Below are 19,641 nucleotides of genomic sequence, written 5' to 3'. Positions count from 1 at the left end.
TGTTTATAATTTTAACTTAATGATTAAGATTATACTACAATTTACCACAATCTTATTCGGACTATAGTAGTATGTACTAATCTTTTGTTTTAAAGACAAAAGATTCCATACATTTCATCTAATTACCTTCCCTGTTTCAATGATAATTAAACTTGCAATTGTGCTTTGTTATCGTCTTTCATGTATAATCAATATGAAACCTAAATTATGTGAAGGAGTGATTAAATGACTAGAACATTACAGTTTAGAAGTGATGTCCCTAAAGACGAAACTTGGGATATTACTGAATTATTTAGTTCTGATGAAGCATTTTATCAAGTGTTAGATGAAACTTTAGAAGCAGCCAAAGCATTTAATAAACAATATACAGAACGTTTGAATCATGCTGAAATGATTGAAGTTGCACTCAATGCATATTCTGATATATTAATTCAATTGGACAGAATGGCAAATTACGCCGAATTGAATTTAAGTGTCGATACGGCTAATGAACAAGCACAAACATTGAGTGCTAAATTTTCAACTTCCTATGGAAAGATAGCAAGTGAATTATCATTTGTTGTTTCAGAGATTATCGAACTTTCAGATACGACATTAGATGAATTAATTAAAACATCACAATATCCACATTTTTTAACAAAAATTAAAGCTAAAAAAGCATATAAATTATCTCCAGAAGTTGAAAAAGTTTTAGCTAGTTTATCCCCTACTTTTGACGGTGCTTTTGATTTATATGGAACAACTAAAATGCTAGATATTGACTTTGAATCATTTGAGCACAATAATCAAAATTATCCTTTAGATTATGCAACATTTGAAAATGAATACGAAGATAATCCGGATAGAGGTTTTAGAGAAACAAGCTTTAAATATTTTAGTGATGCGCTACGTAAATATCAGCATACAACAGCAGCAACTTATAATTTACAAGTTCAACAAGAAAAAATTGAAGCTGATTTAAGGGGCTACGAGTCGGTTATTGATTACTTATTACAAGACCAAGAAGTTACACGTGATATGTTTGATCGACAAATTGATGTAATTATGAGTGATTTAGCGCCTATTATGCAAAAATATGCTAAGTTAATCAAACGCGTGCACGGTCTTGATGTTATGGGCTTTGAAGATTTAAAAGTATCTATTGATCCAAATTATGAGCCAGAGATTTCCATAGAGGACTCAAAACAATATATCTATGGTGCATTAGATGTACTTGGACAAGATTATTTGAAGATGGTCGAAGCTGCATATGAAGAAAGATGGATTGATTTTGCACAAAACAAAGGTAAAGATACAGGCGCTTATTGTGCAAGTCCTTATGCTTCACATTCTTATGTATTTATTTCTTGGACAGGTAAAATGACTGAAACATTTGTCTTAGCGCATGAGTTGGGTCATGCTGGCCATTTTACATTAGCGCAAAAACACCAAAATTATTTGGAATCAGAAGCATCAATGTATTTTGTTGAAGCACCTTCTACAATGAATGAGATGTTGATGTCTAACTATTTATTTAAAAATAGTGATGATCCGAAGTTTAAACGTTGGGTAATTGGTTCAATTATTTCTAGAACGTATTATCATAATATGGTTACACATTTACTAGAAGCAGCCTATCAAAGAGAAGTTTACACAAAAGTCGACAATGGTGAGTCGTTAACAGCACCTGTGTTAAATCAAATTATGTTAGATGTTTATAGTCAATTTTTTGGAGATAGTGTGAAATTAACTGAAGGTACAGAATTGACTTGGATGAGACAACCACACTATTATATGGGGTTATATTCTTATACTTATTCTGCAGGATTAACTATTGGTACAGTTATGTCACAACGTATTCAAACTGAAGGCCAACCTGCCGTCGATGCATGGTTAGAAACATTAAAAGCTGGTGGCAGTAAATCACCAGTTGAATTAGCTGACATTGCAGGTATTGATATTCGAACAGATGCGCCATTGAAATCAACCATTGGTTATATTGGCAAGCTTGTTGACGAATTAGAAATGCTGACAGACGAAATTGAAGCAGAACAATAAAAGAAAAGCGCAGTGAGTAGAAAATCAATTTCACACTCACTGCGCTTTTCTTTGTTATTTATTGTAAGATTCGTAACGATTACCAGTAATAAAGAAATATATATTTTCAGCAATATTCGTAATGTGATCTCCGATGCGTTCTAAATGACGTGCTGCTAGATGCGCTTGTCCGGCAACAAAAGGATCATTATCAATGAGATAGGTAGTGTTAACAATATTTTTATATAGATCATCAATATCCTCATCGCGTTCAATGATTTCTTTAATAAGTGTGATATCATTGTTTCTAACCGCATCATTTAAATCTTTTAACATTAACAATGCTAATTTACCCATTGTGTTGAGCCTTGTTAGCACATATTTATCTATAATCTTTGCTCTTAATCTAATTTCAGCAATATTAGCAGCGTTATCTCCTATACGTTCAAAATCAGAAGCAATTTTTAATGCTGCCATCATCAATCTTAAATCAGTAGCAATTGGTTGCTGTTTAGTAATCAGCATAATAACTTTTTCATTAATTTCAGTTTCAAGTTCATTAATATTTTTATCTTTTGCAATAGATTCTCTTGCATAGTTTCTATCTTCTTCACTTAACGACATTAATGCAAATTCAATATTATGATATACATGAAGACCAAGCCGACGCAGATCTTTCATTAAATCATCGAGTTGGCCTTCGTATTTTTGTCTGATTATAGCCATAGATTAATCAACCGAAACGACCTGAGATATAATCTTCAGTTTGTTTATCAGAAGGATTAGAGAAGATTTTATCTGTATCATCGTATTCGTTTACATAGCCGTTAAGGAAGAATGCTGTTTTATCTGATACACGTGCTGCTTGTTGCATGTTATGTGTAACGATAATAATTGAATATTTTTCTTTTAATTCTTGTACTAATTCTTCAACTTTTAATGTTGAAATTGGATCTAATGCAGATGTTGGCTCATCCATTAAAATAACATCTGGTTCAATTGCTAATGTACGTGCAATACATACACGTTGTTGTTGACCACCTGATAAGCTATAGGCATTTGTATCTAAGCGGTCTTTTAACTCATCCCAAATTGCAGCGCCACGTAAAGATTTTTCAACAATTTCATCTAAAACTTTTTTGTTTTTAATGCCATGGATTTTTGGACCATACGTAATATTATCGTAAATTGATTTAGGGAATGGATTTGGTTGTTGGAATACCATACCTACATTTGTTCTTAATTTTTCTACTGAATGTTTGTCGTCAAAAATATTTTTATCACGATATAAAATTTTACCTGCAGTTTTAACAGATGGTACAAGTTCTACCATACGGTTTAAAGCCTTGATATATGTTGATTTACCACAACCTGATGGTCCTATAATAGCAGTGACATTATTTTCTAGAATGTCTAAGTTAATATTTTTAAGTGCGTGATTCTCGCCATACCATAAGTCTAAATTTTTTGTAGAATAGACAATTTTCTTTTCACTATCTGGAATTTTGTTCTCTTTATGATTCGATTCAATTGTTGCAATAGGTTTATCATTGCGATCTGTATGTGCTTGTAAGTCATCATTTTTATCAATTATTTGTTTATTAGCCATAATTAAAACTCCTTTTTTATATAAGGCTAGCCAGACTATAGATTTAATATCCATAGTATATTCCCAGTAGACTAGCCTTGGTTAAATACACTTTATATTTGAGTACGATTAGAATTTTTTACTGTATTTGTTTCTTAAGAAAATAGCAATTGCGTTCATCAATAATAAGATGACGAGCAATACGATAATGCCTGCTGATGCGACGTTTTGGAATTCTGCTTGTGGTAATTTCGCCCAGTTGTATATAGCCATTGGTAAAGCTTGGAACTGATCAAAGATACTTGATGGTAATTGTAATAATACTGTCGGGATACCAATTAGAATTAAAGGTGCCGTTTCACCTAACGCACGTGATAGTGCCAAGATAAATCCAGTTAAAATACCAGGGATTGCAGCTGGTAAGACTACACGGCGTATTGTTTGCCATTTATTACCACCTAATCCATATGATGCTTCTCTTACTGAATTAGGTACTGCTCTGATTGCTTCCTGACTCGCAACAATAATTACTGGTAAGATAAGCAGTGACATCGTGAGTGCGGCAGCTAATATGGAATTACCTAGTGCTAATGATTCGATACCCATACCTCTTACAAAAATTGTTAAGCCTAGTAAACCGAATACGACTGATGGTACACCAGCTAAATTCGAGATACTTACTTTTATGAAACTTGTGAATGCATTATCTTTTGCATATTCTTCCAAATAAATTGCTGTACCTACGCCTAAAATAATAGAAATAGGAATAATTGTAATCATCAACCATACAGTACCAATCAAGGCGCCTTTGATGCCGGCCATTGATGGTGTTGAAGATGAGAAGCTCGTAAAGAATGAAGGAGTTAAATGTCCAACACCTTTAATTAAAGTATCAATAATTAATGCCGCTAAGACGAGTAAGCCGATCATTGTACATGCAAAGAATGCCCACTTATTAAGTTTATTTATCGACAATCTCCCAGAGAGTTTCTTTTCAACGGTGTTTTGATCGACAAGTGCTTTACTATTGTTGTTAACTTCAGCCATTTTAATACTCCTCTCTGAAACGTTTCGTAATCCAATGTGAAATTAAGTTCATAATTAATGTGAATAAGAATAATGTAAAACCTACTGCATAAATACTGTAATAAATATCTGAACCGAATGTCGCATCACCTGTTGCTACTTGCACGATATAACCAGTCATTGTTTGAATAGATCCTGTTAAATCTAATGATGAAGACGGTGTACTACCTGCAGCTAATGATACAATCATCGTTTCACCGATTGCACGAGAAATTGCTAATACAATTGAAGCCATGATACCTGATGTTGCAGCAGGTAAAACAACCTTAGTTGCAACTTCAAATTTAGTAGCGCCTAAGCCTAAAGCACCCTCGCGCATTTTATTTGGTACAGATGACATAGCATCTTCACTCATACTTGAAATTAAAGGTATAATCATGACACCTACTACAATTCCGGGACTGATAGAGTTGAAACTACCTAGTTCTGGAAAGACAGAACGTAGTATAGGCGTTACGAATGTAAGTGCAAAGAAACCAAATACAATTGTTGGAATACCTGATAAGATTTCTAGTATAGGTTTGATAATGCTTCTTGCTCTACTTGAAGCATATTCACTTAAGTAAAGTGCAGCACCTAAACCAATTGGTACAGCTACAATAGTCGCGATAACTGTAATTTTCAATGTACCTAGAATCAATGCCCAAATACCATATTTAGGTGTTGATGAAAATGGATTCCAGTCCATTGTTAGGAAAAAGTCTGCAAATGAAACTCGTGTAAAGAATGTAATTGTTTCAGTTAAAAGTGTCACGATAATTCCGATAGTTGCTAAAATAGAAAAAACTGCAATGATTCCTAAAATGACCGGTGCAATTTTATCGCTTGTACCATTCTTTTTAGCGTTGTTTTTTTCAATCATTTCACTTACGGAAAGATTATTATTCGCCATGTGAATTCCTTCCTTCTTGTAAACTCCCAATTATTTAAAAAAGTTGGGTCTGGAAAAATGACAAAGTAGCGTACGAATCTAACTTTGCCCCATTCCAGAATCCCAACCCTAAACGATCTTACTATAATTATTTACTGTCTTTGTCGTCGTCTTTTTTACTATCTTTACCAATGATGTCATCTAATTTAGATTGTTGTTCTGTGTAGTCTTTCTTAGGTAATGCAACAAATCCTGCATCTTCAGCTGATTTACCTTTGTCTTCAAGAACAAATTTCATGAAGTCTTGGAATCCTTTGTTATCTTTTAATTTTTTCTCGTTAGTGTAGATATACAATGGTCTACTCAATGCATATGAACCATCTTGGATAGTTTTCTTAGTTGGTTCAGTTGTTTTACCTGAATCATCTTTAACTTTAACTTCTTTTAATTTATCTTTATTTTGTTCATAGAAGTTATAACCGAAGTAACCAATACCTTGTTCATTTTTTTGAACAGATTGTACAATTACATTTGTATCAGCATTTTTCTCTGCTTTGATATCCCCTTTGTCCATAACTTCTTCAGTGAAGAAATCGTAAGTACCATGTGATTGGTCAGGTGAGTAAGCTTTGATCTCTTTAGATGGCCATTTTGGATTTACATCTTTCCAAGTTTTAGCTTTACCTGAGTAAATTTCTTTAAGTTGTTCTTTAGTAAGTTCGTCAACGAAATCATTATCTTTATTGACTGTGATTGTTACACCGTCTTGAGCAATTTTGAATTCATCGTATTTAATACCTTTGTCATCCAATTTTTTCTTTTCTTCATCTTTTATTGGTCTAGATGCATTTGAAAAATCAGTGCTACCTGAGATGAATTTTTCAAATCCCCCACCTGTACCTGAAGTACCTGATGATACTGTTACATCTTTATTATCTTTAGCAAATTTTTCGTTAAGTTTTTCAATGATTGGACCTACTGTTGATGAGCCATCGCCTTTAACTTCTCCTTCGCCTTTACCTGAATCAGCGTTACCTCCGCCGCCACAAGCACCTAATAAAAGTGAAGCACCGATTGCTGTAGTACCAAATAATTGCCATTTTTTCATTGAAACATCCTCCTAATAAGTGAATAACCCAAAAGTTATATGTATTTCTTACAGTCTCTATACTACACACCTTTTATTAAATACAAATATAGATAATGTAAATGTTTTGTTAAGGAATTATTGTTGTTGTTTACAATATTTATATTTGTAATGTTAGGTGATCACTTTGGTTCAAAAATCGCTTTAAATCAACGTTATACTCCTCTTTTAATATTACAGAAGTTTTGAATTTGTAATGTTAAAATACAAAAAAACCTAAAAATAACTACAAAAAAGTAGTATTTTTAGGTTTTAATATTGATTGCTGTATGATGTTTTACTGAATCAATGAATAGCAATTGTAATAAAGTGCTTAAATAATGAAGTGTGATTTAAATTTCATTAATTCAATCGTTCACTGCTTTATAATAGAAGAAACTATTTTTCGATTCTTGCCCAACCTTTTTGGGTTAAGGCAATTTTACCACTTTCGATCGTGATAATTTTATTTTTATAAAGATGGCCTATTGCTCTCTTGAATGAGCCTTTACTCATATTAAATATTTCTTTGATTGCTTCTGGACTAGATTTGTCTGAAAAAGGTAACTCCCCATCATATTCAACTAATAAGTCAAATATGTGTTGGCCATCATCATCTAATCGCTCATGTGCTAAGGGTAAGAATGAGCCATTTAGTTCCCCTTTTTCATTATGACCAATGATACGAACGCTAACATTTTCACCTAATCGAGGTTCTTCTTTACGTTCTGTTTCATGAACGAATATTTTATAACCATCTTTAGATAGTAAGAAACTGCCAATTCTTAGTAAACGATAAGGTCTTGCTTCTATCACTTGGTTTTGCTTCTCGTCATCGAACACAGGTGTATACATTTGTTCAACGATTGTTTCTGTCGCTAATCGAGCAAACATGTTGTTATCTCTGTCGATACGTAAAGTAACAAATAGTTCATCACCTTGTACTGGCCAAACATCTTTAACTTTCGGAAGATCTTCCCAAGGAATCAGTACTTCTCGTGGTAACCCAACATCTACGTGTGCACCATCTCTATCAGTTTTTAAAACTTTTACAAAATCATATTTATTCGTAGTAATGTCAGGCATATTTTGAGTAGCGAATAATGCACCTGATCTATTAGGATATACAAAAAAGCTATATTCTTCACCTATTTGTAATTCATCTTCATCATTAATTTCAGATTGGTTTAATTTAACTTCTTCACCATTGGGTCCTTTTAATTTGTAAGTGGAACTTTCTAAACCTACAACTTCAAGGAATTCTATTGAACCTACAATATCTTTTTCATCTTGGGCCATACTTTTCTCCTTCGTTCATAAAATTTATTCTTCTATATTATAACATGCTATAGGAAAACAAGCATCAGTCTAGCGCGAAAGGTCGAAAGTGCAAGATAAGTGTGTTATAATTTGTGCGGTAGATTAACGAAAAGGAGTAAATGCATGTTACAAGTTACTGATGTAAGTTTACGATTTGGCGATCGTAAGCTATTTGAAGATGTAAATATTAAATTTACAGATGGCAATTGCTATGGTTTGATAGGTGCAAATGGTGCAGGTAAATCAACGTTCTTGAAAATTTTATCTGGAGAATTAGATGCACAAACTGGTCATGTTTCAATGGGGAAAAATGAACGTTTAGCAGTATTAAAACAAGATCATTTTGCATTTGAAGATGAACGTGTTATAGATGTTGTTATTAAAGGTCACGAACGTTTGTATGCTGTTATGAAAGAAAAAGATGAGATCTATATGAAACCTGATTTCAGCGATGAAGATGGTATTAGAGCAGCAGAATTAGAAGGCGAATTTGCAGAAATGGATGGATGGAATGCAGAAGCAGATGCTGGTTCCCTACTATCTGGTCTTGGTATAAAAGCAGATTTACAAGATAAAACAATGTCAGAATTAGAAAATAATCAAAAAGTTAAAGTCTTATTGGCTCAAAGTCTTTTTGGTAAACCAGACGTATTGCTACTAGATGAGCCTACCAATGGTTTAGATATCCCTGCAATTAGTTGGTTAGAAGATTTCTTAATTAATTTTGAAAATACAGTTATTGTAGTTTCTCATGACAGACACTTTTTAAATAACGTATGTACTCACATTGCCGATTTAGATTATGGGAAAATTAAAGTTTACGTTGGTAACTATGATTTTTGGTATCAATCTAGTGAATTAGCAATGAAAATGGCACAAGATCAAAATAAGAAAAAAGAAGAAAAAATCAAAGAATTACAAGATTTCGTTGCGCGTTTCTCTGCAAATGCTTCAAAATCAAAACAAGCAACAAGTCGTAAGAAACAACTTGAAAAAATCGAACTCGATGATATTCAACCTTCATCGCGTCGTTACCCATTTGTTAAATTCACTCCAGAACGTGAAATTGGGAATGACTTATTGTTTGTAGAAAACCTTTCAAAAACAATTGATGGTGTTAAAGTTCTAGACAATATTTCATTTACAATGGATCCTAATGATAAAGCTGTATTAATTGGAGATAGTGAATTTGCTAAATCAACATTATTGAAAATCTTAGCTGGTGAGATGGAACCAGATGAAGGTTCAGTAAGATGGGGTGTCACAACTTCACGTAGTTACTTCCCTAAAGATAACTCTGACTACTTTGAAGGTGTAGACATGAATCTAGTAGATTGGTTACGTCAGTATGCACCGGAAGACGAACAAACTGAAACATTCTTACGTGGCTTCTTAGGACGTATGCTATTTAGTGGTGAAGAAGTTAAGAAAAAAGCAAGTGTGCTTTCAGGTGGAGAAAAAGTACGTTGTATGCTAAGTAAAATGATGCTATCAAGTGCAAACGTGCTATTGTTAGACGAACCGACAAACCATTTAGATTTAGAAAGTATTACTGCGGTAAATGATGGATTAAAGAACTTCAAAGGTTCAATCATCTTTACGTCATATGATTTTGAATTTATTAACACAATCGCGAACCGTGTTATTGATTTAAATCCTGCTGGTGCAGTTTCAAAAGAGATTTCTTATGAAGCCTATTTAGAAGAAACTGGTGTATTAGCTAAATAATTGTAATCATATTTAAGCGTCTAAGACATAAATAAATGTTTTAGACGCTTTTTTCATATCATCACCTAATTATTGTAGTTATGACATCACATTTTTGAAAATAGACTTTTGTCACGTTTTTTCATTCCCCTACTTTAAAAAGAGGTATAGGCCGATTGCTTTAAAAAGCATTTTCACAATTATATAATCATAATTAATTAACTGTAGGAGGAATGTTTAAATGAAAAATTTAAATATGATTGACGGTCAAGTATTACCTCAAATTGGATTTGGTACATATAAGCTTAATGGTGCGCATGGTGCACACGCAATAACGAATGCATTAAATCAAGGATATCGCTTGTTAGATACAGCATATAATTATGAAAACGAAGGTACTGTGGGCAAAGCGATTGACAATAGTCATGTGACAAGAGATCAAGTTATCATTACTTCAAAATTACCAGGTCGTTATCAAGATTATGATGCAGCTATGGTTGCGATTCAAGAATCAATCTATCGTTTAGGTGTTGAGTATTTAGATTTATACTTAATCCACTGGCCTAATCCTAAACAAGGCAAGTATGTAGAAGCATGGCAAGCAATGATAGATGCGCAAAAAGCTGGCTTGATAAAATCTATTGGTGTTTGTAATTTCTTACCAGAACATATTGAAAATTTAGAAAAAGAAACAGGTGTGTTGCCTGTAGTTAATCAAATTGAACTGCATCCCTATTTTAATCAGCAGGACATGATTGAATATCATAATCAAAAAGGCATCATTACACAAGCCTGGAGTCCTTTAGGTCGTGCATCTGAGGTGATTAAGGATAAAGATATTGCTGTTATAGCAGAAAAATATAATAAAACAATCCCTCAAATCATTTTAAAATGGCATGTACAAAATGGTATTGTCCCTATTCCTAAATCAACATCGATTGCGCGACAAATTCAAAATAAAGATATATTTGATTTTACTTTAGAACAACAAGATATTGATAAAATTAATAGTCTGACACAGCAAGATGGCCGACTAAAAGGTCAAGATCCGGCATCGTACGAGGAATTTTAAAAGAATCATCATTTTGTGTTTTAAAAAAGCAACACCTCAAAAAGATATCATTTTACACTCTTGAGGTAAAAAACACTCCTTAAATGTCATATTTTTCAGTAAATTTAAAAAATTAAAGAAAAGCGGTTTACAGTACATGTAAGCCTATGTATAATGTGAAACATAAACAAAAATTTAATAAGGTTTTGATGAGGCGCATCAATCATTAGTAAAGATTAGAAGAATCTGACTGCTAGCAGCTAATTTTGAAAGGGTGAGATGCCGAAACGGTTATAATAGCAGCTTATAACATGTTGGACTTTATGGTTAAGAGCTAAGAGTCTGTCATTATTTTAAGATAATGGAGTGCATCACTTGTATATATAATATAGAACAGGTTCGCATTTCGGACTTGTTCTTTTTTTATATAACTGTGATTCTCCCCTATTCAACGAGGAGGATATGAATTTGGAAAGAAGTGTTTTGAAATTTGGTGGTTCTTCAGTTAGTGATTTTACTAAAATTAAAAATATAGCTGAGATGTTAAGTTTGAGAATTGCACAAGGAGAACAACTTATTGTCGTAGTAAGTGCTATGGGTAAAACGACCGATGAGTTAATGGCAAATGTATCTACATTAACCACTAGTCCAAAGGATCAAGAATTAGCGCTATTACTCACAACTGGTGAACAACAAACCGTTTCATACTTATCGATGGTTTTGAATGACATTGGCGTTCGAGCTAAAGCTATGACAGGTTATCAAGCTGGTATCAAAACGGTTGGGCACCATTTGAAAAGTCGTATAGCTGAAATTAATCCTGAAACATTTGAACAAGCATTTGAAGAAAATGACGTGCTTGTTGTGGCTGGTTTCCAAGGTGTTAATGATGATTTAGAAGTAACGACTTTAGGACGTGGAGGTTCTGATACGACTGCTGTTGCATTAGCTGCGAGTAATCATACGCCTTGTGAAATTTATACAGATGTGGATGGTGTTTATGCTACAGATCCTCGCCTATATAAAGATGCGAAGCGACTCGATTATGTATCGTATGAAGAAATGATGGAAATGAGTGCTTTAGGTGCAGGCGTATTAGAAACAAGAAGTGTTGAATTAGCAAATAATTATAACATTCCCCTATATTTAGGTAGAACTTTATCAAATGTGAAAGGAACATGGATTATGCCACAAACAGAAATTTTAGAAAAGAAAGCCGTCACAGGTGTTGCATTAGATACACATATGATGCATGTTACAATTAGTTACCCCTTACCAGATAATAAATTACTCACAAAATTATTCAGTCAATTAGAAGATGGTTCTGTAAATGTAGATATGATATCTCAAATTGTTAATTTAGAAGGCTTACAAATGTCTTTTACAATTAAAGATACGGATGTTGCACAAATTTCATCTATACTGGAAACTTTAAAAGAAGACTTTAGTGCCTTGGACTTCAGAATTAATGAAGAATACGTTAAAATTTCTTTAATAGGTTCAGGTATGAGAGATATGTCTGGTGTAGCTTCAAAAGCATTTATTACTTTAATTGAAAATGATATCTCATTTTATCAAACGACAACATCGGAAATTAGTATTTCATGTGTCATCGATGCTGAAAACGGTGAACGTGCTGTACAGACTTTATATCAAGCTTTTGATATCTGAATTTTCAAAACTTTTTAAAATCAACTAATAAAAAATGGAGTGTTTTGTATATGACTAGATTAGCTATTGCAGGTGCAACAGGATTAGTAGGAAGAAAAATGTTAGAAACAGTAGATAGAAAAGGCATTGCCTTTGATGAGTTAGTATTATTCTCTTCAGCGCGATCAGCGGGAGAACAAATTGAATTTCAAGGTAAAACATACACAGTACGTGAATTGACTGATGAAGCAGCTAGCGAACCTTTTGATTATGTATTAATGAGTGCGGGTGGTAGTACAAGTGAACATTATTCCCCTATTTTCGAACAAGCAGGAGCTATCGTGATTGACAACTCTAGTCAATGGAGAATGACTGAAGGTATTGATTTAATAGTACCAGAAGTGAATGAACCTAAATTAGATAGAAAAATCATTGCCAATCCAAACTGTTCTACGATTCAATCTGTCGTGCCACTTAAACCATTACAAGAAGCATTTGGATTAAAACGTGTTGCATATACAACTTATCAAGCAGTATCTGGTTCAGGAGTGAAAGGTAAACAAGATTTAGCTGAAGGAGCAAATGGTAAAGCGCCAGAGGCATACCCTCACCCTATTTATAATAATGTGTTACCACATATAGATACTTTTCTCGAAGATGGGTATACAAAAGAAGAACAAAAAATGATTGATGAAACACGTAAAATTTTACAAGATGATCATTTAAAGGTAACAGCTACTTGCGTCCGTGTACCTGTACAAGACAGTCATAGTGTACACATGAGTGTAACATTAGAAAAAGAAGCAACAGTTTCAGCCATTCAAGAGTTATTTGAAAAAGATGATCGTGTTGTACTTGTAGATAATCCTCAAAACAATGAATATCCATTAGCAATTCATTCAACTGGTAGAGATGAAATCTTTGTTGGACGCATTCGTCGTGACGATAGCTTAGACAATACTTTCCATGTATGGTGTACTTCTGACAACTTATTAAAAGGTGCAGCATTAAATGCAGTACAAATACTTGAACAAGTTATGAGCTTGAAAGGAGTAAAATAATATGGGACATATATTTGAAGGTGTAGGTGTTGCACTAGCAACACCATTTACACACAATGAAGTTGACTTTGATGCATTGAGAAGACATGTGAAATATTTACTAGATAATAATGCCAAATCAATCGTAGTCAATGGTACTACAGCTGAGAATCCAACATTAACTGATGAAGAGAAGGATCAAATTTTAGAAGTCGTTGTCAATGTTGTTGATGGTCGTGTGCCTGTCATTGCAGGTACTGGTACGAATAATACTCAAAAGTCTATTCAAGCTTCTGTGCGTGCAAGAGAAATTGGTGCTGATGCGATTATGCTTATTACACCATACTATAACAAGACAAATCAAAGAGGTTTAATTGCCCACTTTACAACAATTGCAGATGCAGTGAAATTGCCTGTTGTATTATATAATGTACCGTCACGTACTAATATGACAATCGATGCAGAAACAGTGGAAACTTTAAGTGAAAATGAGTATATCGTTGCATTAAAAGATGCGACAAATGATTTTGATTACTTAGAAGACTTAAAACAACGCCTTAATTTAGATGAGTTTGCTTTATATAGTGGCAACGACGATAATATTGTTGATTATTTCAATCAAGGTGGTCACGGTGTTATCTCGGTGGTTGCCAATGTTATTCCAAATGCTTTCCAATCTTTATATGATGCAAAACAAAATGACGAAAACATACAGTCTCAATTCCAGCCTATTCAAACGTTATTAGATGCGTTAGCAGTAGATGTTAACCCTATTCCTGTAAAAGCATTAACAGCAGTTGAAGGATTTGGTAACTATGAAGTACGCTTACCACTTGTTACACTTGAAGACAGTGATCGCCAAAAATTAGAACAAGCTTACGAACAATTTAAAGCAGGTGGAAATTCATGAAGATTTTATTGATTGGATATGGTGCTATGAATCAACGCGTAGCAAGGTTAGCAGAAGAGAAAAATCACGAAATCGTTGGGGTTATTGTGAGAAACAGTGAAAAGCACTATCCCTACCCTACTTTTGAACATATTTCAGAGGCTACAGAAGCGGATGTTGCTATTGACTTTTCAAATCCTGAACTACTCTTACCATTATTAGAAGAAGACTTTAATTTACCAGTTGTCATTGCTACAACGGGTGAGAAAGAACAAATCATAGATAAATTAAAAGCGTTGAGTACAGATATGCCAGTGTTTTTCAGTGCGAATATGAGTTATGGTGTACATGCACTTACAAAAATCTTAGAAGCAGCTGTACCGCTCTTGCAAGATTTTGATATTGAACTTACAGAAGCACATCATAATAAAAAAGTTGATGCACCGAGTGGTACATTAGTGAAATTATATGATGCTATTGAGTCTTTACGTGAGACTACAACGCCTGTATATGATAGACATGAAACGACTGAAAAACGTACCCAAGATGAAATAGGTATTCATTCTATTCGTGGCGGCACGATTGTTGGAGAACATGATGTGCTTTTTGCAGGTACGGATGAAACAATTGAAATTACACACCGCGCACAATCTAAAGATATATTTGCCAACGGTGCGATTGGCGCAGCAGAAAAACTAGTACAAAATAAAAATGGTTATTATACATTTGATAACTTATAAACCCTAAGGAGCGAATTTAATTATGGTACAACATTTAACGGCAGAAGAAATTATTCAATATATAAGTGATGCAAAAAAATCTACACCATTAAAAGTCTACATCAATGGTGATTTTGAAAACATTACTTTCCCAAGTGATTTTAAAGTATTTGGTTCATCTGATTCCAAAGTTATTTTTTGTGAAGCAGATGATTGGAAACCATTTTATGAGTCTAATCAATCAGTTATTGATGAAATTGAAGTTGAAATGGATCGACGCAACTCAGCTATTCCATTGAAAGATTTAACAAATACGAATGCACGTATTGAACCTGGTGCATTTATTCGTGAACAAGCCATTATTGAAGATGGTGCTGTAATCATGATGGGTGCAACAATTAATATTGGTGCTGTTGTTGGAGAAGGCACAATGGTTGATATGAATGCTACATTAGGCGGACGTGCTACAACAGGTAAAAATGTACATGTCGGTGCTGGTTCAGTTTTAGCTGGTGTAATCGAACCACCAAGTGCTTCACCTGTTATTATTGAAGATGACGTACTTATTGGTGCTAATGCAGTCATTCTTGAAGGTGTGCGTGTCGGTGCCGGTGCCATTGTCGCTGCTGGTGCCATTGTTACTCAAGATGTACCCGCAGGCGCAGTTGTAGCTGGTACGCCAGCAAAAGTGATTAAACAAACAACTGAAGTCGAAGATTCAAAACGTGAAATCGTTTCGGCACTAAGAAAATTAAACGACTAGAGTACTAAGTATATAAACTTATACAAGTTATATATTACCGTATGTATTTTACACAAAATGATACGGAATTATTTTGTTGAATATAGGAGGTTTAGACGAGACAATATTTATTTTACTATGATGTCTCCCCTTATCTATTGCTAAGTGTTAAACTACGCTTTGTTTCGATAAGTTTGTCTATCCTCCTATTTTTATAAATTAAATACATAATACATAGCAAACTAACAATTATGCTTATTTAGTGTAATTAATATAATAATTTAAAGGATTTGATATCGATGACTGAGTTGGAATTTGTAACAGAACATAGACGTTATTTACATAAGCATCCAGAATTAAGTTTACATGAATATGAAACAACAAAGTATATTGCGCATTTTTTAGATGATTTAGGTGTGCCATATGAGCGTCCATTAGATACAGGCGTTATCGCCTATTTATCTGGAAATAGTACACATACGATTGCATATCGTGCTGATATAGATGCATTACCGATTTACGAAGAAAATGACGTATCCTACCGAAGTGAAGTAGATCATGTTATGCATGCTTGTGGACATGATGGCCATACAACTGCCCTTATGCTATTTGTTAAACGATGTAAAAATTTAGCTGATAAGGGCGAACTTCCTCAAAATATCGTCTTCATATTTCAACCTGCAGAAGAAACTGGAGGTGGCGCGAATCGTTTAATACGTGCTGGTGCATTTGAAAAATATCCTATTGAAGCAGTTTTTGGTATACATGTCATGCCATTTGAAAATGAAGGCCGTGTTGTGATTAGAGATGAAGAAATTACAGCAAGTGCTACAGAGTATAGATTCTATTTGCATGGTCTTTCAAGTCATGTTGCTGATAAAGAGCAAGGGCATTCATGCGGTGAGGCATTACAACATGTATTGACTCAAGTAGGACAGATACAGCAATATCATTTAAATGGATTGAAACGAAACATTGTCCATATGGGACATTTTGAAGCTGGTGAAGCCATAAATACGGTTCCAAGTAACGGCTATTTAGAAGGTACTATTAGAACATATGATGTGAAAGATTTAGAGATTGTAAAACAGCAAATGACGAAAATTAGCGAAAGCGTTAAATTATTATTTAATGTCGAGTGTGAAGTGAAATTTGAAGAAGGTTACCCTCCTACTTTTAATGATCCTCAATTACGCAAACATGTTGAAAATGGATTAGTAAATGCTGAGTTTGAAGTGATTGATAAACCTACACCTTACTTATTTGGTGAAGACTTTAGTTTCTATAGTCAAATTGCACCAAGCTATTTTGTATTTGTTGGAGTTCGAGATGAAGCAAAAGGATACGTGACTGGTTTACACACTTCTCATTTAAACTTTAATGAATCTATATTAATACGTATTGCAGATTACTATGAACAAATACTCAAATCTTATAGTGAGGTACAATCGCAATGACAGCCACATGGTCAGTAAACCGACAATTATTTAAAGAAAACGCTAAAAATGTTAAACAAGATAACCAAATAATGGCAGTAGTAAAAAATAATGCGTACCATTATGGACTTGAATTTGCAGTAGAACAGTTTTTAGATATAGGGATAAATACATTTAGTACCACATCACTTAAAGAAGCAATTCGAATTCGCAAATTAGCGCCAAATGCTACTATATTTTTGATGAATGCAGTTTATGAATTTGATAAGATACGTGAGAATCAGATTCAAATGACTTTGCCTTCCCTTTCTTTTTATTATGAAAATATTAACGAATTATATGACATACAAGTTCACTTGGAATATGAAAATTTATTACATCGTTCAGGTTTAAAGACACTTGATGAAATTAAAGAAGTCATTCACCATCATAATCAGAATAAAAATGAACATAAAATGCACATTAGTGGTTTGTGGACGCATTTTGGATACGCAGATGAATTTGATGTTCCAGATTATAATTTAGAGCGTGCCGCGTGGTTAGAGATTGTAGATACGCTACTTGATGAAGGATATGAATTTGAGATGATACATGCACAGAATAGTGCAAGCTACTATCGTGAGCAAGGTGTATTACCTAACCATACGCATGCGCGTATTGGTATTGCATTGTATGGTTCTAGACCCTATAGTACAATCAATGAATCAGACATACAGCAATCGCTAACAGTTAAAGGTAATGTCATACAAGTGCGTGAAGTCAATGCGGGAGAATTTTGTGGTTACAGTTTTGTTTTTGAAGCGACAAAAAATAACACAAAATTGGCAGTCGTTGATGTTGGTTATGGTGATGGTATACTCAAAGCAAGAGCACAACATGAGGCTTTGATAAATCATAAGCGCTACCCTATTCGTGCGCTTATGATGAGTCATATGTTTGTAGAAGTTGATGACAGTGTCAATGCACAAGATGAAGTGATACTATATAATAACCATATACGTGTCGATGAATTTACTTTTAAAGGCGTTGGCGCTAATTCAGAACAATTAAGTGCAATGAATCACGACTCATTAATAAAGGAGTATAGATAAATTATGGTAGTAGAATATAATAGCAATGGCGAACTTACAATGGGAGGCACAAGTCTAAAAACGATAGCGCAAAGTTTTGGGACCCCTACTTTTGTATATGATGAAGTACAAATTAGAAACCAAATGAGACGTTATCATGAAGCGTTCAAACAAAGTGGATTAGCATACAATATTTCATATGCATCAAAAGCATTCACATGTTTACAAATGGTTAAATTAGTACAAGAAGAAGGACTTGAATTAGATGTAGTGTCTGAAGGAGAATTATATACAGCATTAGAAGCTGGTTTCGATCCAAAACATATTCATTTTCACGGTAACAACAAAACAAAACATGAAATTCAATATGCTTTAGAAAGCAAAGTTGGTTACATTGTTATTGATTCATTAGAGGAAATCGATCTGATTGAGCGATATGCAAGTGAAGAAATTGATGTTGTTTTAAGATTGAATCCTGGCGTTGAAGCCCATACGCATGAATTTATACAAACAGGCCAAGAAGATAGTAAATTTGGCTTATCAATTAAGCACGGCTTAGCTATTCAAGGTATTGAAAAAGTGCGAGATACTCAAAAATTAAACCTCAAAGGTGTTCATTTCCATGTTGGATCTCAAATTGAAGGCACAGAGGCTATGGTTGAAACTGCTAATATTGTGATTAATTGGTTGAAAGCAAATGATATCAAAGTTGATTTAATTAACTTAGGCGGTGGCTTTAGCATTAAATATGTTGAGGGTGATGTAAGTTTCCCTATCGAAGAAGGCATCGCAGAGATTACTGCTGCTATTAAATCAATTGCCGAAGATGCAGATTATCCGGTACCAGAGATTGGTATCGAACCAGGTCGTTCAATTGTTGGTGAAGCAGGTATTACTTTATATGAAGTTGGAACAATCAAGGAAATTCCTCAGGTCAATAAGTATGTTTCCATTGATGGTGGTATGAGCGACCATATTAGAACAGCGCTTTATGATGCAAAATACGAGGCCTTATTAGTTAATAGAAATGATCCTAAAGACGAAACAGTAACAATCGCTGGTAAGTTATGTGAATCTGGCGATATTATCATAAAAGATGCCCAATTACCAAGCACAGTGAAGCGTGGAGATTATCTAGCGATACTTTCAACTGGTGCATACCATTATTCTATGGCATCTAATTATAATCAAATGCAGAAACCGTCTGTGTTTTTCTTAAAAGATGGTAAAGCAAGAGAAGTTATTAAACGTCAATCATTACGTCAATTAATTATCAATGATACTAAATAATCCAAAGGTGGCTGTGTCTCTGAAAAGGCGCTCAGTCACC

General features: G+C 33.9%; 17 protein-coding genes and 1 riboswitch. Of the genes, 11 read left to right on the top strand and 6 right to left on the bottom strand.

From position 1 onward, the window contains the following. Nucleotides 1–225 precede the first annotated feature (225 nt). The gene (pepF, locus tag M1D64_RS07040) at nucleotides 226–2,037 is read left to right on the top strand and encodes an oligoendopeptidase F (protein WP_069821977.1); all 1,812 of its coding nucleotides are present in this window, start codon (nucleotides 226–228) and stop codon (nucleotides 2,035–2,037) included. Nucleotides 2,038–2,091: 54 nt separating this feature from the next. Here the strand turns inward: pepF and phoU are convergent, their stop codons facing one another. The 6 genes from phoU to cvfB form a co-directional block, all read right to left on the bottom strand. Continuing rightward, nucleotides 2,092–2,742, bottom strand: a complete 651-nt coding sequence (gene phoU / locus M1D64_RS07035; protein ID WP_002483334.1) for a phosphate signaling complex protein PhoU — start codon at nucleotides 2,740–2,742, stop codon at nucleotides 2,092–2,094. 7 nt (nucleotides 2,743–2,749) lie between these two features. Continuing rightward, entirely contained in the window at nucleotides 2,750–3,625 is an 876-nt protein-coding gene (pstB, locus tag M1D64_RS07030) for a phosphate ABC transporter ATP-binding protein PstB (RefSeq protein ID WP_011303141.1), read from the bottom strand. A gap of 108 nt (nucleotides 3,626–3,733) precedes the next feature. Beyond that, entirely contained in the window at nucleotides 3,734–4,651 is a 918-nt protein-coding gene (pstA, locus tag M1D64_RS07025) for a phosphate ABC transporter permease PstA (protein ID WP_011303140.1), read from the bottom strand. 1 nt (nucleotide 4,652) lies between these two features. Beyond that, nucleotides 4,653–5,582, bottom strand: coding sequence for a phosphate ABC transporter permease subunit PstC (pstC, locus tag M1D64_RS07020; protein WP_069838000.1), 930 nt, complete (start codon nucleotides 5,580–5,582; stop codon nucleotides 4,653–4,655). Nucleotides 5,583–5,709: 127 nt separating this feature from the next. Continuing rightward, a complete protein-coding gene (locus M1D64_RS07015) occupies nucleotides 5,710–6,669 on the bottom strand; it encodes a PstS family phosphate ABC transporter substrate-binding protein (protein ID WP_002483330.1) in 960 nt (319 codons plus the stop codon). A 417-nt stretch (nucleotides 6,670–7,086) separates the two neighbouring features. Further along, a complete protein-coding gene (gene cvfB, locus M1D64_RS07010; protein WP_069821978.1) occupies nucleotides 7,087–7,986 on the bottom strand; it encodes an RNA-binding virulence regulatory protein CvfB in 900 nt (299 codons plus the stop codon). A gap of 144 nt (nucleotides 7,987–8,130) precedes the next feature. Between cvfB and M1D64_RS07005 the strand changes: the two genes are divergently transcribed. The 10 genes from M1D64_RS07005 (at nucleotide 8,131) to lysA (ending at nucleotide 19,601) form a co-directional block, all read left to right on the top strand. Beyond that, nucleotides 8,131–9,735: an ABC-F family ATP-binding cassette domain-containing protein gene (locus M1D64_RS07005; protein ID WP_002483328.1), complete on the top strand. Its 1,605-nt coding sequence runs from the start codon at nucleotides 8,131–8,133 to the stop codon at nucleotides 9,733–9,735. A 220-nt stretch (nucleotides 9,736–9,955) separates the two neighbouring features. Beyond that, nucleotides 9,956–10,786, top strand: a complete 831-nt coding sequence (locus M1D64_RS07000; protein ID WP_002483327.1) for an aldo/keto reductase — start codon at nucleotides 9,956–9,958, stop codon at nucleotides 10,784–10,786. Nucleotides 10,787–10,966: 180 nt separating this feature from the next. Continuing rightward, nucleotides 10,967–11,145: riboswitch (Lysine riboswitch) on the top strand. 82 nt (nucleotides 11,146–11,227) lie between these two features. Then, nucleotides 11,228–12,436 carry an aspartate kinase gene (locus M1D64_RS06995; protein WP_164548945.1) on the top strand — a complete coding sequence of 403 codons (1,209 nt, stop codon included), beginning with the start codon at nucleotides 11,228–11,230 and terminating at the stop codon, nucleotides 12,434–12,436. 50 nt (nucleotides 12,437–12,486) lie between these two features. Beyond that, entirely contained in the window at nucleotides 12,487–13,476 is a 990-nt protein-coding gene (locus tag M1D64_RS06990) for an aspartate-semialdehyde dehydrogenase (protein ID WP_002483325.1), read from the top strand. Nucleotide 13,477: 1 nt separating this feature from the next. Beyond that, nucleotides 13,478–14,365: a 4-hydroxy-tetrahydrodipicolinate synthase gene (gene dapA, locus M1D64_RS06985; protein ID WP_002483324.1), complete on the top strand. Its 888-nt coding sequence runs from the start codon at nucleotides 13,478–13,480 to the stop codon at nucleotides 14,363–14,365. Next, nucleotides 14,362–15,084: a 4-hydroxy-tetrahydrodipicolinate reductase gene (dapB, locus tag M1D64_RS06980; RefSeq protein ID WP_041080544.1), complete on the top strand. Its 723-nt coding sequence runs from the start codon at nucleotides 14,362–14,364 to the stop codon at nucleotides 15,082–15,084. The genes dapA and dapB overlap by 4 nt, the downstream gene beginning before the upstream one ends. Before the next feature lie 22 nt (nucleotides 15,085–15,106). Beyond that, on the top strand, nucleotides 15,107–15,826 hold the full coding sequence (dapD, locus tag M1D64_RS06975; RefSeq protein ID WP_069821980.1) for a 2,3,4,5-tetrahydropyridine-2,6-dicarboxylate N-acetyltransferase: 720 nt from the start codon (nucleotides 15,107–15,109) through the stop codon (nucleotides 15,824–15,826). Nucleotides 15,827–16,104: 278 nt separating this feature from the next. Continuing rightward, the gene (locus M1D64_RS06970; RefSeq protein WP_041080545.1) at nucleotides 16,105–17,262 is read left to right on the top strand and encodes a M20 metallopeptidase family protein; all 1,158 of its coding nucleotides are present in this window, start codon (nucleotides 16,105–16,107) and stop codon (nucleotides 17,260–17,262) included. Continuing rightward, a complete protein-coding gene (locus M1D64_RS06965; protein WP_480977435.1) occupies nucleotides 17,259–18,332 on the top strand; it encodes an alanine racemase in 1,074 nt (357 codons plus the stop codon). The genes M1D64_RS06970 and M1D64_RS06965 overlap by 4 nt, the downstream gene beginning before the upstream one ends. A gap of 3 nt (nucleotides 18,333–18,335) precedes the next feature. Further along, nucleotides 18,336–19,601: a diaminopimelate decarboxylase gene (lysA, locus tag M1D64_RS06960; RefSeq protein WP_069821983.1), complete on the top strand. Its 1,266-nt coding sequence runs from the start codon at nucleotides 18,336–18,338 to the stop codon at nucleotides 19,599–19,601. Nucleotides 19,602–19,641 lie beyond the last annotated feature (40 nt).

This window comes from Staphylococcus sp. Z5-21 (assembly GCF_056529615.1).
This window is presented reverse-complemented; position numbering and strand designations above follow the sequence as displayed.